At 66.1% G+C, this 23,337-nt stretch carries 13 protein-coding genes; 8 read left to right on the top strand and 5 right to left on the bottom strand.

The features are described from left to right. Positions 1-11 precede the first annotated feature (11 nt). From kdpA to ACWKSV_RS00320, 3 genes are all read right to left on the bottom strand, one after another. Positions 12-1,715: a potassium-transporting ATPase subunit KdpA gene (kdpA, locus tag ACWKSV_RS00330; RefSeq protein WP_076715394.1), complete on the bottom strand. Its 1,704-nt coding sequence runs from the start codon at positions 1,713-1,715 to the stop codon at positions 12-14. A 13-nt stretch (positions 1,716-1,728) separates the two neighbouring features. Beyond that, positions 1,729-1,818 carry a K(+)-transporting ATPase subunit F gene (gene kdpF, locus ACWKSV_RS00325; protein WP_037531783.1) on the bottom strand — a complete coding sequence of 30 codons (90 nt, stop codon included), beginning with the start codon at positions 1,816-1,818 and terminating at the stop codon, positions 1,729-1,731. Positions 1,819-1,927: 109 nt separating this feature from the next. Continuing rightward, the gene (locus ACWKSV_RS00320) at positions 1,928-2,779 is read right to left on the bottom strand and encodes a TorF family putative porin (protein WP_076715392.1); all 852 of its coding nucleotides are present in this window, start codon (positions 2,777-2,779) and stop codon (positions 1,928-1,930) included. Positions 2,780-3,078: 299 nt separating this feature from the next. Between ACWKSV_RS00320 and ACWKSV_RS00315 the strand changes: the two genes are divergently transcribed. The 3 genes from ACWKSV_RS00315 (at position 3,079) to ACWKSV_RS00305 (ending at position 8,252) form a co-directional block, all read left to right on the top strand. Next, positions 3,079-5,127 (top strand): phosphocholine-specific phospholipase C, encoded by a 2,049-nt coding sequence (locus ACWKSV_RS00315; protein WP_076715391.1) that lies wholly within the window; start codon positions 3,079-3,081, stop codon positions 5,125-5,127. A gap of 83 nt (positions 5,128-5,210) precedes the next feature. Next, complete coding sequence (locus tag ACWKSV_RS00310; protein ID WP_083706576.1) at positions 5,211-7,568, top strand: glycoside hydrolase family 31 protein; 2,358 nt, start codon at positions 5,211-5,213, stop codon at positions 7,566-7,568. 105 nt (positions 7,569-7,673) lie between these two features. Further along, the gene (locus ACWKSV_RS00305; RefSeq protein WP_076715389.1) at positions 7,674-8,252 is read left to right on the top strand and encodes a carbohydrate binding domain-containing protein; all 579 of its coding nucleotides are present in this window, start codon (positions 7,674-7,676) and stop codon (positions 8,250-8,252) included. Between the two features lie 253 nt (positions 8,253-8,505). Here the strand turns inward: ACWKSV_RS00305 and ACWKSV_RS00300 are convergent, their stop codons facing one another. Further along, the gene (locus ACWKSV_RS00300) at positions 8,506-11,943 is read right to left on the bottom strand and encodes a TonB-dependent receptor (RefSeq protein ID WP_076717984.1); all 3,438 of its coding nucleotides are present in this window, start codon (positions 11,941-11,943) and stop codon (positions 8,506-8,508) included. A gap of 253 nt (positions 11,944-12,196) precedes the next feature. Here ACWKSV_RS00300 and ACWKSV_RS00295 point away from each other — a divergent pair, with 253 nt between their 5' ends. From ACWKSV_RS00295 to ACWKSV_RS00275, 5 genes are all read left to right on the top strand, one after another. Next, positions 12,197-13,714: a tryptophan halogenase family protein gene (locus ACWKSV_RS00295; protein ID WP_076715388.1), complete on the top strand. Its 1,518-nt coding sequence runs from the start codon at positions 12,197-12,199 to the stop codon at positions 13,712-13,714. Continuing rightward, complete coding sequence (locus ACWKSV_RS00290) at positions 13,711-15,180, top strand: tryptophan halogenase family protein (protein WP_076715386.1); 1,470 nt, start codon at positions 13,711-13,713, stop codon at positions 15,178-15,180. The genes ACWKSV_RS00295 and ACWKSV_RS00290 overlap by 4 nt, the downstream gene beginning before the upstream one ends. Next, positions 15,177-16,790 (top strand): tryptophan halogenase family protein, encoded by a 1,614-nt coding sequence (locus tag ACWKSV_RS00285; RefSeq protein WP_076715385.1) that lies wholly within the window; start codon positions 15,177-15,179, stop codon positions 16,788-16,790. The genes ACWKSV_RS00290 and ACWKSV_RS00285 overlap by 4 nt, the downstream gene beginning before the upstream one ends. Beyond that, complete coding sequence (locus ACWKSV_RS00280) at positions 16,787-18,589, top strand: glycoside hydrolase family 9 protein (protein ID WP_076715383.1); 1,803 nt, start codon at positions 16,787-16,789, stop codon at positions 18,587-18,589. Before ACWKSV_RS00285 ends, ACWKSV_RS00280 begins: the two co-directional genes overlap by 4 nt. Before the next feature lie 62 nt (positions 18,590-18,651). After that, on the top strand, positions 18,652-20,097 hold the full coding sequence (locus ACWKSV_RS00275; protein ID WP_191864755.1) for a GH1 family beta-glucosidase: 1,446 nt from the start codon (positions 18,652-18,654) through the stop codon (positions 20,095-20,097). Positions 20,098-20,267: 170 nt separating this feature from the next. On the opposite strand, the gene ACWKSV_RS00270 is transcribed toward ACWKSV_RS00275, so the two are convergent. Continuing rightward, positions 20,268-23,177: a TonB-dependent receptor gene (locus ACWKSV_RS00270; protein WP_191864754.1), complete on the bottom strand. Its 2,910-nt coding sequence runs from the start codon at positions 23,175-23,177 to the stop codon at positions 20,268-20,270. Between the last annotated feature and the right edge of the window lie 160 nt (positions 23,178-23,337).

The following is a 23,337-nucleotide window of genomic DNA, read 5'->3' as shown; positions in this document are numbered from 1 at the left end:
GGCGCTCCCGATCAGAAGAGTTGACCGCGGATCATCGCGAGATGATCGGCGATGGGACCGAGGGCGAGGCTCGGCAGGAAGGTCAGGCCGCCCAGCACCAGCACGATGCCGACGAGCAGACCGACCCACAGCACGCCCGTGGTCGGGAAGGACCCGGCCGAGGCGGGGACATGCTTTTTCGCGGCAAGGCTTCCGGCAATGGCGAGCATCGGCACGATGATGAAGAAGCGGCCCACCCACATGGCGACGCCCAGCAGGCCATCATACCAAGGGGTCGCGGCGGTCAGGCCACCAAAGGCCGAACCGTTGTTCGCGACCGCGCTGGTGAAGGCGTAGAGGATCTCGCCGAAACCATGCGGTCCCTTGTTGAGCGGCCCCGCCAGCCCCTGCCCCGTGACGCACGACAAAGCGGTCAGCCCCAGGATGAACAGCGGCAGCACGGCGATGGCGAGGACGGCGAGTTTCACCTCGCGGCTCTCGATCTTCTTGCCGACATATTCGGGTGTGCGCCCGACCATGAGCCCTGCGACGAACACCGCCAGGATGGCGAACAGCAGGAAGCCGTAGATGCCAGCACCAACGCCGCCGATGACGACCTCGCCCAACTGCATGTTGAACAGCGGGATCATGCCGCCCAGCGCGGTGAAGCTGTCATGCATCGCATTGACCGCGCCGCACGACGCCGCCGTGGTGACGGCCGCGAACAGGGCGGAAGCAGTGACGCCGAAGCGTACCTCCTTGCCCTCCATATTGCCGCCCGCGACGCCCAGTTGGTGCAGCACGGGGTTGCCCGCCGCTTCCGCCCAGTAGCAGACCGCCGCGCCGCCCAGGAACAGCAGGATCATCGCGGACAGAATCGCCCAGCCCTGCCGCGTATTGCCGACCGCCTTGCCGAAGCACCAGGTCAGGCCGAAGCCGATGACGAAGATCGACAGCATCTGGACGAAGTTCACCAGCGCGGTCGGGTTCTCGAACGGATGCGCGCTGTTGGCGTTGAAGAAGCCGCCACCATTGGTGCCGAGCATCTTGATCGCTTCCTGGCTCGCCACGGGACCCAGCAGGATCGACTGGCGCACGCCCTCCAGCGTGTCGACATTGACGACGCCCGCCATGGTCTGCGGCACGCCGCTGGCGATCAGGAACACCGTGTAGACGATGCAGAGCGGCAGCAGCAGGTACAGGGTGATGCGCGTGACATCGGCCCAGAAATTGCCGAGATGCTTCGTCTCGCGCCCCGCAAAACCCCGGAACAGCGCAAAGGCCAGCGCGATGCCGGTCGCCGCCGACAGGAAGTTGTGGATGGTCAGGCCGAGCATCTGGCTGAGGTTCGACATGGTGGACTCGCCGCCATAGCTCTGCCAGTTGGTGTTGGTGGTGAAGCTGATCGCGGTGTTGAACGCCAGATGCGGGGTCAGTCCGGCCAGCCCCTGCGGATTGCCGGGCAGGTAGAATTGCAGGCGCAGCACCGCATAGGTGAAGACCATCAACGCGACGTTGAAGATCAGCATGTGCAGCGCATAGCGGCGCCAGCCCTGCTGCGCCTTCGGGTCGATGCCCGCCATCTTGTAGAAACCGCGCTCGACGGGGCCGAGCACGACATGCAGGGGCGTGCGCCGCCCCTCATAGAGCGCGAACAGCCACGCGCCGACCGGCTTGGTCAGCGCGAGCAGGATCGCGACGAAGCCCAATATCAGGGCCCATCCTTGAAGCGTCATGATGCCGCCTCCTTCAGAAGCGTTCGGGACGGATCAGCACCGCCACCAGATAGACGAGAAGGCCGAGCGCGGTCAGCGCCGCCAGCCAGAGGTCGAGGGTCATGGCTCAGCCCTCCTCACGCATGGTCGCACAGGCGGGCATAGGCGAGCGTCGCCGCCACCAGCCCCGCCATGACCAACAGCCAGATCAGATCGTCCATGTGCGATGCTCCTCAGAAACCGGCGGTGAGGGTGGCGAGGAAGGTGCTGCCCGCGATATTGCCGGTGCCGTCCTGGCCCTTGCTGAAGCTCGGCCGCAGATAAGCGGCTTTGCGATCGGAAATGCTGGTGTCGACCCAGGCCAGACCCAGCGTCAGGTTATGCCAGCTCGTGTCCGCGCCCAGCGACCAGTCCCAATAGTCGCCGGTCGGCGTCGGGGCGGTGGCGTTGGGGCCGAGGCCGTCCATGCCCCAGCTATGGCCGATATGCGCCTTGGCGGTGAACGGCGTACCGGTGATCGCCGCCGCGCCGTCGCCCCAGACATAGAGGTTGTCGCTCTTGGCGCCGGGACGGTCATAGACGCCCGCCGCTGCGCTGGCGCCGTTGTTATACCACTTGCCGATCGCCTGCTGCTTGGGGGCGTAGGCGACACCGGCGGTCAGCGAGACCGGACCGGTCGTGCCCGACAGCTTGGCGAAGGGTTCGGCATAGTCGGTCTTGTTCGCGCCGCCCGGATACATGTACCAGGTCAGCCCGACGTCCAGCGTGCCGGTCGGGCTGATCTTCGTCTTGTACCCGCCGATCAGGTCCAGCTCCATATTTGCGCCGCCGAACGTGCCCCACCCCGCCAGGTTCGACGCCCAGGTGCCGACATAGATGCCGCTCTCATGGGTCGCCGTGATGCCCGCCTGAACCGCCATATGCTCGTCCGACTGCGAGATGCCGCGCAGGCGATAGTCGGAGACGATCGCGGCCGATCCGCTGACGGTGACGGGCGGCGGCGGCGCGGTCTCGGCGGTCTGCGCCGATGCGGCGCCCGGAAGCACGAACAGCGCCGTGGCGGCGCAAAAGGTGATGGTCTTCATATATGCCCCTATGGACAGGCCGCCGGGATGAGTGAGGCGACCTCCAGGGCCGAGCAATTAGGCCCGAGGGGCGTAGCAATTCGAGGGCGATCCCCCGGTTTCGCATATAGACGGCATATAGTGCGAATATCCTCCCCGGCACGGGGAGGGGGACAATGCGAAGCATGGTGGAGGGGGATCGCCGCTAGGGACGTCCTATGAGGAAGCCCCCCTCCGTCAGTGCTCCGCACTGCCACCTCCCCGTGCCGGGGAGGAATGGGACGTCACCAAAACGTCAACGATCTCGGCCATGGCGGGACATGGTCACCTTCTCCCGTCGTTCCCTGCTCTCCGCCGGTGCCGCCCTGACCGGTGCCGCCGCCCTGCCCCCCGCGATCGCCCGCGCCGCCGCCATCGCGCCCGACCGGCGGACCGGCACGATCCGCGACGTCGAGCATGTCGTCATCCTGATGCAGGAAAATCGCGGCTTCGATCATTATTTCGGCACGATGCGCGGCGTGCGTGGGTTCGGGGACCGCTTTCCCATCCCGGTGGCGTCATCGGACGGCGAACCCCGCAGCGTCTGGCAGCAACTCGACCGCAAGGCCGAAGGCGGCCCCCGCCTCGTCTCGCCCTTCCACCTCGACACCGAGAGAGAATTCGCCTTGATGCGCATGGAGGGCACACCGCACACCTGGCCCGACGCGCAGGCCGCCTGGGACGAGGGCCGCATGGCGCACTGGCCCGAAGCCAAGCACCAGCGCGCCATGGGTCATTACGCCCGTGCCGACCTGCCCTTCCAATTCGCACTGGCCGAGGCCTTCACCCTCTGCGACGCCTATCACTGCGCGGTGCAGACGGGGACCAATACCAACCGGCTGTTCCTGTGGACCGGCACCAACGACCCTGGCGGCCAGGCGGGCGGCCCGGCGATCGGCAATTCGCATGACAGCTTTGCCGAGAATGGCGGTGCGGCCGATCCCTATCGCTGGACCACCGTGCCGGAACGGATGCAGGCGGCGGGGATCGACTGGCGCATCTATCAGGACATGGCCGACAATTTCACCGACAATCCGCTGGTCGGCTTTCACGCCTATCGCGAGGCGTATCATGGGCGCGGCGATCCGGCGCTGAAGGACCGGGCGCTGACCACGCGCGGGCTGGACGCGTTGAAGGCCGATGTGCTGGCCGGGCGCTTGCCACAGGTGTCCTATGTCATCGCCACCGCCGCCGGGTCGGAGCATCCCAACCCCTCCAGTCCGGCGCAAGGCGCGGCCTATACCGCCGAACTGCTCGACGCGCTGACCGCCGATCCGAAGGTGTGGGCGCGCACCGCGCTGTTCGTAATGTTCGACGAGAATGACGGCTTTTTCGACCATGTCCCGCCGCCCGCCCCGCCGTCGCGCGGGCCCGATGGCAAAGCGCTGGGCGGGTCGACCGTCGATCTGGCGGGGGCTTATCATGACATGGCCTCAACCGGAGACGCGGATGTCGACAAGCCCGCCTATCGCGGCCGCCCCTATGGCCTGGGCCCGCGCGTGCCCATGTATGTCGTCTCGCCCTGGAGCCGGGGCGGCTGGGTCAATTCGGAAGCGTTCGACCACAGCAGCGTCATCCGTTTCCTGGAGACACGCTTCGGCTTTCACGAACCCAATATCGCGGCCTGGCGGCGCGCGGTGTGCGGCGACCTGACCAGTGCGTTCGACTTTGCCGGGAGCGATACCGCGACGCCCAGCCTGCCCGATCCGCGCGAGCAGGCCAACCGCGCCGCCGCGATCAAGGGGCAGGTCAGCCCGCAAGCTCCCGCCTCGCCCGGTGCGCCTGCCCAGGAACCCGGTATCCGCCGCGCCCGTCCCCTGCCCTATCGCCTTGAGGTGCGACGGATCGTCGATCCGGCGGGCGCTCGGCTGCGCTTTCGGGCGGAGGGCGCGGGGGCGGTCTTCCATGTCTATGACCGGCACGCGCTCGACCGGGTGCCACGCCGCTATGTGCTGGCCGCAGGCACGCAGATCGAGGATGTGTGGCCGACCGCCCATGACCTGTGGGTGCTCGGCCCGAACGGCTTCCACCGTCATTTTGCCGGACGTGATGAAACCGCCAATGTGCAGCACGTCGTCGGCGACGATGGCCTGATCCTGACCGTCCCGCCCGGCCTGGACGACCTGTCGATCCTCCGCCTCGAACCCGGCAAGGCGCCGCCCTCACACCGCCCGCTCAGGCCCGGTCGCCATCGCTGGTCGCTCGACGCCGATCTTGGCTGGTACGATGTGACGCTGACCCGCGCCAGCGACCCGCATTATCGCCTGCGGCTGGCCGGACGCCATGACCGGCCCGGCCGTGCAACGGTCAGCGACCCGTTCCGCGCCTGACCTCCATTTCCTCTTCCCCGCCCGATGGAGCAGCGATAGGGTAGCGATCACACAAATGATTTTCGTTATTGGGGGGATGTTTCATGCGGGGCAAAGCGCGCGCCACGGTGTCCGGCGGTCGTTGGCGGTGGGCCTGCGCCGCATCCGCGCTGCTCGCGGGCGTCGCGCCTGTCGCCCTGGCGGCCGATCCGATTGCCACCGTCGAGCGTAACGGCGCGCTCGTCTCGGTCGAGCCTTACGCCCCTGGCATCGTCCGCGTCACCATCGCCACCGACCGCGCCGAGGCGGAGGCCAAGCCCGGCTATGGCCTGATCGCCAAAACCGACGCGAGCGGCTGGTCGCACCGCGCCGATGCCAGCGGCGACGTCTTCTCTGCGCCCGGCATGACCGTCACCATCGCCGCCCAGCCCTGGCCCAAGCCGCCCAGCCAGATGGAGCGCTATTTCGCCCCCTCGCTGCCCCCCGTTTCGATCAGCTTCGCAGGGGCCGACGGCAAGCCGCTGACTCGGATGAACGGCTGGGAGAAGGCGCCGCACACCGTCTCGGACGAAAAGACCTTCCGCGTCGGCGCCAGCTTTTCCGACACGCCCGACACCCATTATTACGGCCTGGGCCAATATCAGGACGGCGTTCTCGACCTTCGCGGCCGGACCATCGATTGCCGCCACGACTATGACCGCCCTGGCGGCGAGTCGGTCTGCGTGCCGTTCATGGTGACGGACAAGGGCTATGCGATCCTGTGGGACAATCCGTCCGCCACGACCGTCTCGCCGGGGCTATTGAACGCAACCAAATTCGCTTCGAATGTCGGCGAGCGTGTGTCCTTCTTCGTGATCGCGGGCAAGACCACCGACGAGCTGTACGCCGGTTACGCCCGCCTGACCGGCGCGACGCCGCTGCCGCCCAAGGCCGCCTTTGGCCTGATCCAGAGCAAGGCGCGCTACGAGACACAAGGCCAGCTGACCGAGATCGCCGACGGCTATCGCAAGCGCGGCCTGCCGCTCGACATCATGGTGCTCGACTGGTTCTACTGGACGCGGATGGGGCAGTTGGACATCGACCGCACCGCCTTCCCCGATCCGGCGGGCATGAACGCGCATCTCAAGTCGATGGGGATGCAAAGCATCATCAGCATCTGGCCGCGTTTCGAGCGCGAGAGCCGCTGGTTCGACACGCTGGCCGCCAAGGGCTGGCTGATGAAGGACAAGGACGGCAATCCGGTCGACGGCCTGCCGATCCGGTCCGACCGCGCGGGCGCGCTGATCGACAGCACCAATCCGGAGGCGCGCGCCTGGTTCTGGGGCAAGATCCGCGACAACATCTTTTCCCAGGGCTTCGACTATGCCTGGCTGGACGAGACCGAGCCGGACCTGGTGCCGGAAGGGCATTTCTATGCCATCGGGTCGGGCGATCGCTATCGCAACGTCTATCCGCTGCTCCATACCTCCAGCGTCGCCGAAGGATCGGCGCGCGACCGGCCGGACAAGCGCAACATGATCCTGTGCCGCGCCGCCTATCTGGGCACGCAGGCCAATGGCTGCCTGTTCTGGTCGTCGGACGTGCAGTCCAACTGGGAAGCGCTGCGTCGGCAGGTGCCCGCAGGCCTGGGCATGACGGCCAGCGGCATCGCATACTGGTCCAGCGATACGGGCGGCTGGCAATGGCCCAATGGGCCGGAGGCGCGAGCGCAGGTGCTGGTCGACCCGACAGGCGCGACCGCGATGGCACCGTCCTACCGCGACTATCCGGAGCTGTTCGTCCGCTGGTTCCAGTATAACGCCTTCACGCCCACGCTGCGCATCCATGGCCAGCGGCCGGGCACCGCGCTGTGGGATTATGGCACCGCCGCCGAGCCCATTCTCGCGAACACGCTGCGGCTGCGTTACGCGTTGATGCCCTATCTCTATGCGCTGGGGCGGCAGACCAGCCAGACCGGCGCGCCCTTCATGCGCGCGCTGTTCATGGACTTCCCCAACGATCCGGCGGTGAAGGATCTGGGCGACGAATATATGTTCGGCCCCGCCTTCCTGGTCGCGCCCGTCACCGAACAGGGCCAGACGTCGCGCCGCGTCTATCTGCCCTCGGGCACGGACTGGTATGACTGGTGGACCGACAAGCGTTACAGCGGCGGCCAGTGGATCGAGGCGGCGGCCCCGATCGACCATATTCCGCTGTTCGTGCGAGCAGGCTCGATCGTGCCGATGGGCGTGGCCGTGCCCAGCACCGCGACCGCGCAAAACCTGGAAAGCATCCGCGTCTATCCGGGCCGCGATGCCAGCTTCACCCTCTATGACGATGACGGCACCACCAACGCCTGGCGCAAGACGGGCGGACGCAGCGCGACATTGCGCTGGGACGATAGCGCCCGCCGCCTGACCGCCAGCGGTCGACTGCCCACGGGCCAGTCGCTCGACCCCCTGGTCAAGATCGTCGGACAGTAAGATCAGGCCCGGCTCCCCAGGGGGCCGGGCTTTTCCTAACCCATCGGATACAATCGTTTTTGTGGACGGACCGGACAAACCGGCCGAAAGAGGAGGAGAAGGATCATGATCGGATGTGTGGCGCTGCTGATCGCGGCCCTGCCAGCGGGATTGGCCGTTCAGACGGCCCCCAGCGCGGCGGCTCAGCCCAGTATCTTCGACAAGGCGGTCAATGCGCCCGGCATCGGCTGGGCCCCCTATGGCCCCAACCAGACCGCCAGGCAGGTCCCTGCCCCCGAGGTTCCCGGCGGCAATGCGGTGCAGATCAAGGTCAGCAAGGCGGGCGCTAATCCCTGGAACAGCGGTGCGGCCTATCCCACGATCAAGCCGATCGCGGCGGGCGACACGATGCTGGTCATGGTCTTCCTGCGCGCGCCGGGTGCCACCGACGCCGCGCCGGTGACGATCCCCGTCGGCGCGGGCGGCTCCGAGGCGCCCTATACTCCGATCGCGACCGAACCGGTGCAGGTCGGGCCGAGCTGGAAGCGTTATTATGTCTCGGGCGTAGCGACCCAGGCCTATGCGGCGGGCAAGGCGAACATCTCGGTGCAGTTGGCCGGGGCCAAGCAGGTGATCGAGGTAGGACCGGCGTTCCTGATCGACCTGGGGCCGGGGTTCGACCGGTCGAGGCTGCCGCGTAACTGATCGGGTGGTCGGGCGGCGCGCGTACGTCCCCACCCGCTCCCGCTCCTCACTCCGTTCGCACTGAGCGAAGTCGAAGTGCACGTCCCAGACGCGCCTCTTGGCGGATGTGCTCCCTTGGCCTTCGACTTCGCTCAGGCTGAACGGATGATGGGGTTTCCCGATCAAAAAAACCGCCCGCCTCCAAAATGGAAGCGGGCGGTATTTTGGTCGGCCATCCCGGCCGAACCCCGAAGAGTCCGGCCGGTAAACCCGATCAGAAGGTGCCGCGAAGCGCGAACGAGAAGCGGCGGTCGTTGACGATGTACGAGCGTGGCGCGGTGGCGGTCGAGCCGCTGATATAGGCCTGCTCGGTCCGGACGACCTGATTGGCCAGGTTCACGCCCTGCACGCCGATCTTCAGATACTTGTTCAGGTTGATGAACGCCGACGCGTCCAGCTGCCCGCCCGCATCCTGGTAGATGGAGGTGTACGGGAAGATCACGTCCGCCGGGGTCAACAGATACTTGGAACGCCAGTTATACGCCGCACGCAGCGAGATCGGGCCCTTTTCGTAGAACAACGCGGCGTTGACCGTGTGCTTCGACAGACCTTCAAGCGGGATGTTGCCCGGCTTGATGTTCGACGTGCTGGCTGGCGCGCCACCGTTCAGGAACGAGTTGGGCAGGCCCGAGCTGTCGATATAGGTGTAGCTGCCGCTGGCACCGAACCCGCTGAGCAGACCCGGCAGGAAGTCGAAGGTCTGCTGATAGGCAACCTCGACGCCCTTGATCTTGCCGGTGCCGTCAAAGTTGGAGGGCCCGCGGACCAGCACCGACTGGGTGATTCCGTTGCTGGTGATGTTCCGATTGGTGACCGACTGGTAGAAGAAGTTCTTCACCGACTTGTAGAAGACGTCGACCGACAGCTGACCGACGCGGGCGAAATACCACTCGACGGTGGCGTCGAACTGCCACGCGGTCGCGGGCTTGAGGTACGGGTTGCCCGCCGTCGCCGTGATCTGACCGCTATTGGCGTCGAAGCCCAGCTGCAGGAAGTTGCGGATGTTCGCAAAGTCCGGACGGGTCATGACCTTCGACGCCGCCAGACGCAGCACCACGTCGCGCCCGATGCCGAACTTCAGGTTCGCGCTGGGCAGGAAGTAATGATACTGGCTGCGCGCCGTATCGGGCAAGGTCACGCCGGTCGAGAAGGCGGCGATGTTGTTGTAGGCGGCCTCACCCAGCTGACAGATACCAGCCGGACGACCCGTGACGACCGTGCCGTCCGGACGGGTCGTGGTCGTGATCGCACAGCGGGTGGCGAAGGCGTCCGTCGTACCCGTCTGCTGCTGCGTCGGTGCACCGATCGAACCGGCCGAGGTGACGTCGGTCAGGACATAACGCACGCCGACATTGCCGCTCATCCGCACGTTGCCGAACAGGTTGCCCGGCGTGGCGAAGTTCAGCTGCGCATAGGCGTTCTTGTCCTGCTGCTTCACCAGCTGGATTTCGGACGGCAGGTACGGCGTACCCGCAACGACGCCCGCACGCTGCGCCAGCGGCGACCAGGTCGTCGCGGTCGAGCCGTTGGCGGTCTTCCACAGATTGCCGATCGACTGCAGATAGGCGGCCGACTGCTGATAATTGCCGGTCAAGTCGCCGGTATAATAATAGGCAGAGGGCGAGCCGTTCGTCGCGCCGCGGAAGAAGTTCGGGAAGGTGTAGAGCTCGGTCTGGCCGGGGGCCTGGGCGAACGACACCGGGTTCGTGCCCGACCAGACTTCCGACAGCGCACCCCAGTTATAGGTGGTGTAGCGCACTTCGGACGAACGGTCGGCATAACGTGCACCGAACTTCACGTGCGTGAAGAAGCTGCCATCGTCGAACTTGTAATCGGCGTCCGCCTTGAACGCATATTCACGACCCACGCTCTCTTCGAGGTGATCCATCGCCGCACGCCAGAACTGGACGTTGCGGTTGGCGAAATACTGCGCGTCGTTCTGCTGGTTCAGCGTCGGGTTCGGCGTCGCCCAGCTCGCCTGGAGCGTCGAGGGCTTGTGCGGAATCACGACCGGCAGGTTGCCCGTCAGGTCGAGCTCGGAGTCGGCAAAGGTCGAACCGAACACACGGAAATCGGTGCTGGTCTTCTTGGCGCGGGTATAGTCGCCGTCCAGGTTGATCGACAGATGATCGTTCAGCTCGGTCTTCAGGTTCAGGCCGAAGTCGGTGACGGTGTTCTCGTCACGCGTCATGCCACGCGCCAGCGACTGCTGCGTGCCGCCGGTGGGGACCCAGCAGGTCGCCTGGCCGCTGCACGATGCACGATAGCCGTTGCCCGGCGCGGTGATGTAGCCCGACTGGAACAGGCCACCCGCGTCATAGGTGTAGTTCTTCGTCGAGCCGGTCGGGCACTGCGCGATCGTCGAGTTGGCAGGCCCCAAATTGTTCTGGAGACAGCCGACCGGATAGGTGTTGTATTCGGCCAGATCGGGCGCGGTTTCGAAGGTACGCTCCGAGGTGTTGTTGACCGTGTGGGTGCGCAGGAACTGCGCGGTCAGTACAGTGCGCTCGTCGGTGCTCTGCCACTGACCGGCCAGCGCGACGCCGTCACGCTTGCGATCGAATTCCTGCGTCGCGAACTGGCCACCGATCGGGGCGTAACGCAGCGAGGCAGGGTCGAGGAAGCCGTCCGCGCCAGCCGTGCTGGCCGCGCCGCACGCAAAGCCGGTCGCGCCGCCGACGGGCAGCGTGGTCTGGTCGACCGTGCCGGGCAGCGGGTTGCGGCAATTCTGCGCCGTGGTCGAGTTGGCCGCCAGCGCCAGCGTGTTGTCGCGGGTCTGGATGTTGGTGATGCGGATGCTGTCCGCGCGGCTCTGCACGCGCGAGTACGACACGTTGCCGAGCAGGCCGAAACGGCCGATACCGGTGTCCCAGGTATCGCTGACGAACAGCGAGCCGGTCGGCGACCACTTCTTCTTGAAGTCGCCGTAATTGCCCTCGGCGGTGAAGCCCAGGTGGAAGCCCTTGTTGTCGAAGGGCTTGCGGGTGTTCAGGTTGACCGTACCGGCCAGGCCGCCCTCGATCAGTTCGGCGGTGGCGTTCTTGTACACCTCGACCGAGCCGAGCAGTTCGGCGGGGACGTCCGAGAAGTTGATCGCCTGGCCGCCGATACCGGCCGAGAAGGTGTCGCGCCCGTTGAACTCGGAACGGACGAAGGTCAGGCCGCGCACCGCGACGCCCGAGCCTTCGACCGAGAAGTGGTCGGGATCGTTGGCGGCGGCGAAGCGGCTGATCGACACGCCGGGCACGCGCTGGAGCGCTTCGGTGACCGAACGGTCGGGCAGCGCGCCGATATCGGACGCGGTGATCGCGTCGACGACGGTGTCGGAGTTGCGCTTGATCGACTGCGCATTCGCCAGGCTCTGGCGGATGCCGGTGACGACGACTTCCTTGCCGCTGTCGATGTCATCGCCCGCGGGCGGCTGCGCGCCGGGGGCCTCGACGCTGGCGCTGGTGCGCGGCGTGGCCGAGCCGGCCGTACCCTGGCCCGCGACCGCGCCGGTCGGCGAGCTGGCGCTCTGGTCGGGATCGGTGGTCGTCTGCGCGAAGGCGGGCGTGGTCAGCGCGGCGATGCACAAAGCACCGGCCGAAGCGCCGAGCAGGAGCCGATTAAAACGATTGGCATTGGCAGTGAGCGGCGCAGCGCTGCGCATGATGGTCATCCCCCCCTTGTCGCGCGCCCCATGGCGTCGCTTGGTTCGGTCGCGATCGTGCCTTTCGACACGTTTCACAGACTCATGATTGCGCTACCAGCAACATTTCGACAAGATGTTTAACTTAAAGAATGTCCGATCCGGGACAAGGTGCGACATTCCTGCCACGCTCCCCCTGTCGGTGGATTGCGGCAGGACCCAACGCACGGCATGAAATGAGAAATTGGCCCGGGAATCACCGGGTCGGGGGTGGATGACGAAAGTGACAAACGACGTGGTGCGGGTCGTCATTGTGGGCGGCGGTACGGCGGGCTGGATGGCCGGCGCGGCCCTGACTCGCCTTCTTTCGGGACAATGCACGGTCCGCCTGATCGAGTCCGAGGCGATCGGTGTCGTCGGCGTCGGCGAGGCGACGCTGCCCCATATCCGCTCCTTCAACGAACGCCTGGGAATCCCCGAGGCGGAGTTCATGGCGCGCACCCGGGCCACCTTCAAACTGGGCATCGAGTTTCGCGATTGGGGCCGGATCGGCGACAGCTATATCCACCCCTTCGGCACGTTCGGACGCGGCGCGGGGGCGATCGATTTCCACCATTACTGGTCGCGGCTGGCGGGCGAGGGACAGGATCTGCCGCCGCTGGACCAGCTATCCTATGCCTGTACCCTGGCGCGCGAGGCGCGGTTCGAGCACCCCGATCAGGGCCGGGGCGGCCTGACTTCCACTTTCGGCTATGCCTATCAATTTGATGCGCTGTTGTTCGCCCCCTATCTGCGCAGCCTGGCCGAGGAAGCGGGTGCGGTGCGCACCGAGGGCATGGTCGTCGATGTCGAGCGCGACGGCGAGAGCGGGCTGATCCGTTCGGTCACGCTGGCCGATGGCGAGCGGGTCGAGGGCGACCTGTTCATCGACTGCTCGGGTTTCCGCTCGCTGCTGCTGGGCCAGACGCTGGACGAGCCGTTCGAGGACTGGTCGAAATGGCTGCCGACCGACCGCGCCGTCGCCATGCCGTGCCGGACCGAAACGGCCGTAACCCCCTATACCAGCGCAATCGCCATGCCTGCGGGCTGGCGCTGGCGCATCCCGCTCCAGCACCGCACCGGCAATGGCTATGTCTATGCCAGCGACTTCATCAGCGACGGCGATGCCGCCCGCGCGCTGGAAGAAGCGGTGGAGGGCGAGAAGCTGGCGGAGCCGCGCCTGCTGCGCTTCAAGGCGGGGCGACGGCGGCGGAGTTGGGTCGGCAATTGCGTCGCGATCGGGCTGGCCAGCGGTTTCCTGGAACCGCTCGAATCGACCAGCATCTATCTGGTGCAACAGGCGATCACCGCGCTGATCGAGCTGTTCCCCGGCCGCCAGATGGATGCGTCCGACCGCGACGAATTCAACCGGGTCATCGATCTGGAATATGACCGGATCCGGGACTTCCTGATCCTGCATTACCACGCCACGTCGCGCGACGATTCACCCTTCTGGGACTATGTCCGCACCATGGCGATCCCCGACAGTCTGGGCGAAAAGCTGGAGCTGTGGCGCCGTCGCGGACGGGTGGTGAAGTATCGCGAGGGCGTATTCCTGGATGCCAGCTGGATCGCGGTGTATCTGGGCCAGGGCATCGTCCCCGAAGGCTGGGACCCGCGTGCCGATGTGGCGGGGACCGGCGATCTGGTTCAGGCCGTCCAATCGCTTCGCAGCGAGATCGCTGCCGAAGTCGCCGTGCGGCCCGACCACCGCGCCTTTCTGGAACGCTATTGCCCGATGGCGGCAGCATGAGCGCGCCGATCCGCCATGTGCTGGTCGCGGGCAGCGGTCTGACCGCCTGGAGCGCCGCCGCCGCGCTGAAACGCCGCGCACCGTTCCTGGACGTCACGCTGCTCGCCACCCCGGCTGCCCATGACGCACTCGCCGACCGGATCGCCTGCACCCTGCCCTCGCTGCCCGGTTTCCATGCCGATCTGGGCATCAGCGAGGATAACGGGGTGACGCGCACCGGCGCGGGCTATCGGCTGGGCACGCGCTTTTTCGGCTGGGCGGAGGGGCTGCCCGACTATGTCCATGCCTATGGCGGCTATGGCCATGCCATCGGTCCGGCGGCGTTTCACCTCCATTGGGTCCGCGCGATGCGCGACGGCCGAGCAGCCCCGTTCGACGCCTATTGCCCGGCGGCGCAGCTGGCGCGAGCGGGCGGCTTCGTGCCGCCGTCACCGGGCACGCCCTTTGCCGGGCATGACTATGGCCTGACGCTCGACCTCCCCCGCCAGGTGGCGATGATGCGCGCTTTTGCTCTGCATGTCGGGGTCCGCGAGGTCACGGATTCGATCGCTCAGGTGCAGGTCGATGCGACCGGCCATGTGACCGCTATCGCAGTGCAGCATGGCGCGGCTCTAACCGCGCATCTCTATATCGACGCGACCGGCCCCGCCGCGCTGCTGCGTGGCAGCATCGACGATGCGTGGCAGGATTGGCGCGACTGGCTGCCCTGCGACCGCGTGCTGCTGGGCACGCAGGTGTCGGGCGAAGGGGCACCGGTGCTGACGCCCGCGACTGCCCATGCCGCAGGCTGGCGCTGGTCGAGCGGCGAGCAGGTCGGCATGGCCTATGGCAGCGCGCTTCTGTCCAATGCCGAGGCCGCCGCGATGCTGGCACGTGACCAGGCCGTGGTCGACGCCCCCATCGTCATCCGCCCCGGCACGCGGGCCCGGGCCTGGCGCGGCAACTGCATCGCGATCGGCGACGCGGCAACGCAGGTCGAGCCGCTGGAATGGTGCAATCTGCATCTGGCGCTGAGTGCGATCGACCGGCTCGTCACCATGCTGCCCGACACCGCCATGGCCGAGGTCGAGGCCGCGGACTTCAACCGCCAGACCCTGGCCGAGGCCGAGCGGGTGCGCGACTTCCTGGCCGCGCATTACCGTACCGCCCGCCGCCCCGAGCCGATGTGGCAGGCGGTGGCGCAGGCCGAACTCCCTGCGTCGCTGGCGCATACGCTCGGCCAGTTCGGCGAACGCGGCCGCCTGCCCTTTTACGAGGAAGAGACCTTCACCCGCGACAGCTGGGCCGCGATCCTGCTCGGGCAAGGATATCTTCCCCGTCGCATCGACCCGCTGGTCCACGGCGTCCCTGCGCCGCAAGTGAATGCCGCCATGGCGCGGATGACCGACGCGATCGCCGCCGCCCTTCCCCATATTCCGGCCCATGCGCAGTGGCGCGCGGCCCAGATGAGGCGCCTTGCCCGATGACTCCCCATTCCGACCATTTGATCCGCCGGGTCGTCATCGTCGGCGGCGGCACCGCCGGATGGATGGCCGCCGCCGCCTTCGCCCGGCTGCTGAACAACGGCTATACCCATGTCACGCTGGTCGAGTCCGAGGAGATCGGCACGGTCGGTGTCGGCGAGGCGACGATCCCGCCGATCATCACTTTCAACCAGATGCTGGGGCTGGACGAGAACGACTTCCTCGCCAAGACGGCGGGCACGTTCAAGCTGGGCATTGAGTTCGTCGACTGGGGCGACAAGGGCGAACGCTATATCCACCCGTTCGGCCGCCATGCGCAGGATTTGCAGGGCGTGCATTTCCACCAGCTCTATTTGCGCGAACGCAGCCGTCGCGCCCTGCCCGACATTGCCGAATGGTCGATGAGCGCGGTCGCGGCGAAGGCGGGCAAGTTCGGCCGCGCCAAGCCCGATGCCCGCTCGCCGATCCGCGAACTGTTCTACGCCTTCCATTTCGACGCCTCGCTCTATGCGCGCTATCTGCGCGGCTATGCCGAACGCAGCGGAGTGACGCGGATCGAGGGGCGGATCGACGCGGTCAACCTGCGGCCCGAGGACGGTTATGTCGAGGCGGTAACGCTGGCCGATGGGCGGCGGATCGAGGGCGACCTGTTCATCGACTGTTCGGGCTTTCGCGGCCTGCTGATCGAGGAGGCGCTGGGCACCGGCTATGAGAGCTATGCCCAGTGGCTGCCCTGCGACCGCGCGGTCGCGGCGCCCTGCGCGCTGCCCAACCCGGCCGAGCCCGATCCCTTCACCCGCGCCACCGCGCGCGATGCCGGGTGGCAGTGGCGCATTCCGCTCCAGCACCGGATGGGCAATGGCCTGGTCTATTGCAGCGACTATCTCGATTCCGAGGCGGCCGAGGCGCAGTTGCTGGGCAGCCTGGAGGGTGAATTGCTGGGCGATCCCCGCCACCTACGCTTCACCGCCGGGCGGCGGCGGCAGAGCTGGAACCGCAATGTCGTGGCGCTGGGCCTGTCGAGCGGGTTCCTGGAGCCGCTGGAATCGACCAGCATCCACCTGGTCCAGGCCGCGATCCAGCGTTTGGTGGCGCTGTTCCCCGACACGCGCTTCGACCCCGCCGAGCGCGACGAGTTCAACCGCCAGATGCACGACCTGTATGAGGATGTGCGCGACTTCATCATCCTGCATTACAAGGCGACGCGGCGCGACGACACGCCCTTCTGGAACCGGGTGCGCACCATGGAGGTGCCCGAGAGTCTCGCGCGCAAGATGGCGCTGTGGTCGGGCAAGGGGCGGCTGTTCCGCGAGGGCTATGACCTGTTCAGCAACCCCAGCTGGGTTGCGGTCTGCCTAGGCCAGGGGTTGGTGCCCCAAAGCTGGGAACCTGCCGCCGATGCACTCGACGAAAATTTGGTCGCCCAAGCGTTGGAGCAGATGCGCGCGGGTTATGCCGATACTGCCGCACGGATGCCCAGCCATGGCGATTTCCTGCGCATGACCGCCCCCTCTCCGCTGGCCCCCGCCATGACGGCGACGCGTGGCGGGCAGGACGGGTTCGACTTCGCACGGACGAGCGGCACGGTCCAGGCCAAGGGCCCGCTGTTGTGACGCGCGTGATCCTTCCGCTGCTGGCGTTGGCGGCGACCGGCGCGGGGGAAACGCCGGGGCCGCATCTCAACCAGATCGGCTTCCGCCCCGACACCGCCAAACGCGCTATCGTCGCGAAGGACGGCGCGGCCCTGCCCTGGGAATTGCTCGACGAAAAGGGCCACGCAGTCGCGCGCGGGCAGGCGATGGTCTTCGGCCCCGACGCCGCCTCGGGCGATACGGTGCAGCAGATCGACTTCGGCACGTTCCGCACGCCCGGCACCTATCGGCTGAAGGTCGATGGCCGCACCGGCCATGCCTTCACGATTGCCGACAATGTCTATCGCCCGCTGTCGCGCGCCTCGCTCAATTTCTTCTACCAACAGCGTGCCGGGGTGGCGATCAATGCGCGGTTCGCCGGGGGCACCGCATGGGCTCGCGCGGCAGGACACACCAAAGAGGTCGTCACCTGCTTCAAGGGGCTCGATCAGGCGGGCAACGACTGGCCGGGCTGTCCCTATACGCTGGACGTGACCGGCGGCTGGTATGATGCGGGCGATCAGGGCAAATATGTCGTCAATGGCGGCATCGCGTTGTGGATGCTGCAAAATCTCTATGAGGTGGATGCCGCCGCGCCCCCCTTCCCCGATGGCAGCGCCGCACTGCCCGAGGCGGGGAACGGCATCAACGACCTGCTCGACGAGACGCGCTTCGAAATGCGCTTCCTGTTGGCGATGCAGGTGCCCGACGGCCAGACGATGAAGCTGCCGCTCGGGCGGCAGGGGCGCGGCCCGTTGCGGCTGACGCCGGTGGAGGCGGGCGGCATGGCGCATCACAAGATCGCCGACCGCCACTGGACGACGATTCCCACCCCGCCCGCCGACGATCATGAGGAACGGCTGCTGTTCCCGCCCAGCACGGCGGCCACGTTGAACCTCGCCGCCACCGCCGCGCAATGTTCGCGCATCTGGCGGGGGATCGACGACGACTTCGCTCGGCGCTGCCTGGTGGCGGGGGGCAAGGCGTACCGGGCGGCGCTGCGCAACCCGGACGTCTATGCCGCGCAAGCGTTCGACGGTAGCGGCGGTTATGGCGATGGCGAGTTGTCCGACGAGCTCTATTGGGCGACCGCCGAGCTTTATGCCGCCACCGGCATGCCCGAACTGGCAGAATCGCTGCACAAGATGCCGCTCCATGCCGCCCCGCTGACCGGCGAGGCGAGTTGGGGCAGCGTCGCAGCGCTGGGCACGATCACGCTGGCGACCGCAACGGGCGTCCAGCCCGCCGAACGCATGGCGGCGCGGGCCAAGCTGATCGCGCTGGCCGACTATTTCCTCGCCGAGGAAGCGCGGTCGGGCTATCGCCTCCCCTATGCGTCAACCGCCTATCGCTGGGGATCGAACAGCGTGCTGCTCGGGCGCGGGCAGGTCCTGGCGCTGGCGGCGCGTTTCACCGGCGAGGCGCGCTACCGCGACGGCGCGGTCGATGCGATGGACTATGTGCTGGGACGCAATCCGCTTGACCAGAGCTATGTCAGCGGGTTCGGGTGGAAGCCGATGCAGAACCCGCATCACCGTTTCTGGGCGCATCAGTTCGACGCCAAGCTGCCCGGCCCGCCGCCGGGCGTGCTGAGCGGCGGGGCGAACAGCACCGTCTTTCCCGAACCGGCCTCCGCACCGCTGAAGGGCAAGTGCATCGGCCAGCGATGCTGGATCGACGACGCCCGCGCCTATGCGCACAACGAGGTCGCGATCAACTGGAACGCGCCGCTCGTCTGGCTGGCGACCGATCTGACCCGACCCCTGCCCGCCCGCCCCTGACGGCGGCGACAGGCTTCATTCACCCGAACATCGTCACAAAGAGCTACAGAAGAGGACAGAATATGGACCGTCGTAATTTCATGAAGACCGGCATGGCGATGGGCGGTGCCGCTCTTGCCACCGGCGGCGGCACGCTGGCCGCCACGCGCGCGGCGGCTGCCACGGCGTCCGACCTGAGCTTTCCCAAGGATTTCCTCTGGGGTTGCGCCACCGCCTCCTACCAGATCGAAGGTGCGGTCAAGGAAGACGGGCGCGGCCTGACCAACTGGGACGTGTTCTCGCACACCCCCGGCAAGGTCGCGAACAACGATACGGGCGATGTCGCGTGCGACAGCTATCACCGCTATAACGAGGACATCGCGCTCCTGAAGAACCTGGGCGTAAAGGCGTATCGCATGTCGATCGCCTGGTCGCGCATCTTCCCCGAAGGTCGCGGCAAGTTCAACCAGAAGGGCCTCGACTATTATAACCGCGTGATCGACGCGCTGCTGGCGGCGGGTATCCAGCCCAACGTCACCATGTTCCACTGGGACCTGCCCCAGGCGCTGCCCGGCGGCTGGCAGAATCGCGACACGGCCAAGGCGTTCGCCGACTATGCGGGCTTCATGGCGGGCAAGCTGTCCGATCGCGTCCACCGCTTCATGACGGTCAACGAGCTGCGCTGCTTCACCGATCTCGGTCACATGGTGGGCATTCATGCGCCGGGCCTGAAGCTGCCCCAGGGCCAGGTGAACCAGGTCCGCCACCATGGCTGTCTGGCACACGGCCTGGGCGTCCAGGCGATCCGCGCCAATGCCAAGGCGGGCACGGAGGTCGGCATTGCCGACAATGCCAGCATCTTCGTCCCCGTCATCGAGACGCCCGAGCATATCGAGGCGACCAAGAAGGCGATGCGCGAAGAAAACGCGATGTTCCTGACCGCCGTGATGGAGGGCAAATATACCGACGCCTATCTGAAGAGCGCCGGGGCCGATGCGCCCAAGGTGCAGGCGGGCGACATGGCCGCGATCGCCAGCCCGCTCGATTTCGTGGCGCTGAACATCTACACGCCGACCTTCGTGAAGGCGAACCCGGAGGATGCGCGCGGCTATACCCCGTTGCCGCATCTGCCCAACTCGCCGCGCATGGCCTCGCCCTGGCTCTATGTCGGCCCCGAGGCCGCCTATTGGGGCGTGCGCGCGGTCAGCGAGATGTGGAACCCGAAGGCGATCTACATCTCGGAGAACGGCACCTCGGCCGACGACAAGCTGAACGACAAGGGCCTGGTCGATGACGGCGACCGGATCATGTATCTGCGCAACTATCTGGGCCAGTTCCGCCGTGCGGCGGCCGAAGGCTATCCGCTCAAGGGTTATTTCCTGTGGAGCCTGATGGACAATTTCGAATGGGCCGATGGCTATGGCCTGCGCTTCGGCCTGCACCATGTCGACTATGCGACCCAGAAGCGCACCCCCAAGCTGAGCGCGCAGTGGTATAAGGAACTGATCCGGCGCAACGCGCTGGTCTGATCCGAAGCCGGACGAACAGGAAACCCCGCCGGTCGCAGGACCGGCGGGGTTTTCCGTGCGCGTCATCCGGCGCCCATAAAAAAGGGCGGAGACGGCGTGATGCCATCCCTGCCCTGTAAGGCTCCGTTGGGGGATAATCGCGGGGTGGGCCGCAACCCACCCCGATCCGATCAGAAGCGGAAGCGCAGGCCCGCGCCGTAATAACGGCCCTCGTCACGCACGTCGCGCGGATAGGACAGGCCGTTGCCATAGCTGCGATAATTGTTGAACGGCTTGGCCAGAATATTGGCCACATCGAAGGCCACCGTGATTTCCTTGGTGATGTTGTAGTTGAAACCGAAATCGAGCCGCTGGATGCGGGTCGTGCCTTCACCGTTATAGAAACCGTCGCCGTTGATGAAATTGCCGTTCAGATACGCATCGCGGTTGTTGAATGACAGGCGGGTCGAGACATCGCCCTTCTCATAGAACAGAGCGATATTATAGGTCCACTTCGACAGGCCGGGGATCGGCACGAACGGCGGCGCGGTGGTGCCGCCGGTCGAGGCGAACAGATTGGCCGGGTATTGCTGCTTCCCTTCCAGATAGGTGACGTTCGCCTGGACGCCGATACCGCTCCACAGCCCCGGCAGGAAGTCGAAGAAGGTCTGACCACCCACTTCGATGCCCTTGATGCGACCCTTGCCCGCATTTTCCGGACGGCTGATTTCGATCAGGCCATAGAATGGGTCGATGGTGCGATTAATGTAATTGCCGATGAACCCGTCGAGATCGCGGTAGAAAGCGGCCGCCGTCAGCGAAGCGGTCGGCGAGAAATAATATTCGACCGTCGCGTCATAATTGTTGGAGATCAGCGGGCGCAGATCCGGATTGCCGCCGCCGCCATAGGCGTTGGGCCGGGTGTTCAGCCCCGCCGGGAAGCGCGGGTCGAGCGGCTGGTCGGGAACGACCTGTTGCGTATTCTGGGTGATGTTCAGGGCCGGGTTCAACTGGCTGAACTGCGGTTTGGTCCGCGTCTTTGTTACGCCGAAGCGAATCTGCAGCTTGTCGCTCGGCCGAATACGCAGGGAGATGTTGGGCAGGATATCGACATAATTGGCGCGGGTGCGGCGCACCTCACTGCGGCGAACGCCGTCGAACAACACCGTCGAGATACCGCTATATTCGCCCACCGTGTTGACGACGCGGGTGCCGATCATACCGTCGAACCGGATCGAGCCGATGTTGAACTCGTATTTCGCCTGCCCGTAAAAGGCATAGGTCTGTTCGGTGGCATAAAAGGCGGCCAACGGGTCCAGCTGAACCTCGGTCGTGGAGAAACGGTTCAGCGCGTCGCGATAGCCCTGATCGGCGGGATTGCCCGCCACCAGCCGCTGCAGCGCGTCAAAGGCATATTGGCGAAGCTGCGGCGCATTGCCCGCAATGCCGTCACGCGATGGCATCAGCCAACTGGTGAAGCCCTGGTTGCCGCGGAACGCATTCTGGGTCAGCCCCAGATTACCGGCCGGCACCTGCGCCAGCGGAATCGCCAACGGCTCGGTATAGGCATAGCGATTGCCGCGCTTCAGCGAGGCATCGCGATCGGTCCAGCGGATACCGAATTGCAGCTTGGGGAACAGCGACAGATCGGTTTCCAGGTCCACGTCGGTGCGCCATTGCCACCCCTTGCCCTGCACGCGGTAGGTCGCCTCGAAGTAACCGCGCCAGATATAGTTGGCCGGGTTGCTGTTGTCGAAGCCCGGCAGGTCGAACGATACGCCATCGTTGACGAAGAAGTTGACGTTGGCGACGGGCGCCTTGGAAAAGGCGGTGTCGAAGCTCCACTCGTCCGAGCCATATTGCGAGAAGGTATAGGCCAGGTCGGTCGACAGATGCGCACGACCGATATCCCATTTGGCACCGCCCGCCGCCTGGTACGTATCCGTGTAGGCCTTGACCGTGCTCCGGAACGCTTCGGGACGATAACCACCGGTCTTGGTCAGGCTCTGCACCTGAAGCGGTTCGCCGGGCCGCAGCACGACATCGCTCAGCGTCGGATTGCTGTCGAGCAGCGGAACACGGAACCAGTCGTTCGCGACTTCGCCGCGATAGCTCTGATAGAGGAAGTCGTAATAGAGTTCGAGATTGTGCGCCGGACGCCACTGGACACTGGCATTCATCGCCGGGCGCCAGCGCTTGCCGCTGTCATTATAGACGCCGACTGCGGTCGGAATCTGGAAGTCGCGGCCGACCGAGCTCGGAAGGATGGTCGTCCCGGCCGTCGGCTTGTTCGTATTGCCCTCGCCCCAACGGACCGCGTTGCGGTACTGCGCCTGGGTATAGACGGCGTTGATCAGCCAGCCGATCTCACCGATGGGGGTTTCGGCACGCTGGCTGAGGAGCAGGTTGCCCAACGGATCGAACTTTTTCGACTGGTCGTTATAGGTGCCGCGAACGCCGCCCGCGATCGTGAAGCCCTTTTCGAAATCGAACGGCCGACGCGAACGCACGTTGATGAGGCCTGCCAGACCCGGTTCCAGCAAATCGGCGGTGCCCGACTTGTAGACTTCGAGACCCGCCAGCGCACCCGCCGGGAAATCCTGAAGCGCGACGCCCCGGCCTTCGGCGGTGAAGATGTCGCGGCCGTTGAAGGTCGTCGCCACGTCGGGCAGACCGCGGACCAGCACCTGCGTCACTTCGTCGCTGTAGCGGCTGACCTGGATGCCGGTCACGCGCGCCAGCGACTCAGCCGCCGTATTGTCGGGCAGCTTGCCGATGTCCTGCGCAACGATCGCGTCGAGGATCGCGTCGGAATTCCGCTTGATCGCCTGCGCCGAACCCAGGCTGGCGCGGAAGCCGGTGACGACGATGTCGCGCGGATCGGCCGGTGTTTCGGACAGGCCGGTGGTCGAGGCCTGGACGGGGCTGCGGTCCGGCACTTCGGCGACATCCTGACGAATGCCGACGGCGGTCTGCGTCTCGATCGGGGCGTTCGGATCGGCGGCTTGGGTCGTCTGCGCGTCGGTCGACGTCTGGGCCATGGCGGGCGCCGCCAGCAACGCCCATGGCGTGACGGACAGCAAAAGGACGTGACGCTTCATCAGATTTCCCCTCATGTTGGCCCGAATTTTCGGTGCCGGTGACGGGATGATTTGTCTGACTAACGCCAACCGCGTCAAGCCGAACGTTACAAAAATTTTATACGCTCTTCAGATAGTGGATTTTTGGTCACATGCCCTGGCGCAAGGGCACGAAGATGTT

Source organism: Sphingomonas sp. SphC10 (genome assembly GCF_057004845.1).
This window is presented reverse-complemented; position numbering and strand designations above follow the sequence as displayed.

What these genes read in the sequence shown, in the direction of transcription:
- ACWKSV_RS00320 (WP_076715392.1), bottom strand. Translation starts at nt 2,779, where the DNA reads ATGAAGACCATCACCTTTTGCGCCGCCACGGCGCTGTTCGTGCTTCCG.
- ACWKSV_RS00310 (WP_083706576.1), top strand. Translation starts at nt 5,211, where the DNA reads ATGCGGGGCAAAGCGCGCGCCACGGTGTCCGGCGGTCGTTGGCGGTGG.
- ACWKSV_RS00285 (WP_076715385.1), top strand. Translation starts at nt 15,177, where the DNA reads ATGACTCCCCATTCCGACCATTTGATCCGCCGGGTCGTCATCGTCGGC.
- kdpF (WP_037531783.1), bottom strand. Translation starts at nt 1,818, where the DNA reads ATGACCCTCGACCTCTGGCTGGCGGCGCTGACCGCGCTCGGCCTTCTC.
- kdpA (WP_076715394.1), bottom strand. Translation starts at nt 1,715, where the DNA reads ATGACGCTTCAAGGATGGGCCCTGATATTGGGCTTCGTCGCGATCCTG.
- ACWKSV_RS00275 (WP_191864755.1), top strand. Translation starts at nt 18,652, where the DNA reads ATGGACCGTCGTAATTTCATGAAGACCGGCATGGCGATGGGCGGTGCC.
- ACWKSV_RS00300 (WP_076717984.1), bottom strand. Translation starts at nt 11,943, where the DNA reads ATGCGCAGCGCTGCGCCGCTCACTGCCAATGCCAATCGTTTTAATCGG.
- ACWKSV_RS00290 (WP_076715386.1), top strand. Translation starts at nt 13,711, where the DNA reads ATGAGCGCGCCGATCCGCCATGTGCTGGTCGCGGGCAGCGGTCTGACC.
- ACWKSV_RS00270 (WP_191864754.1), bottom strand. Translation starts at nt 23,177, where the DNA reads ATGAAGCGTCACGTCCTTTTGCTGTCCGTCACGCCATGGGCGTTGCTG.
- ACWKSV_RS00305 (WP_076715389.1), top strand. Translation starts at nt 7,674, where the DNA reads ATGATCGGATGTGTGGCGCTGCTGATCGCGGCCCTGCCAGCGGGATTG.
- ACWKSV_RS00295 (WP_076715388.1), top strand. Translation starts at nt 12,197, where the DNA reads ATGACGAAAGTGACAAACGACGTGGTGCGGGTCGTCATTGTGGGCGGC.
- ACWKSV_RS00315 (WP_076715391.1), top strand. Translation starts at nt 3,079, where the DNA reads ATGGTCACCTTCTCCCGTCGTTCCCTGCTCTCCGCCGGTGCCGCCCTG.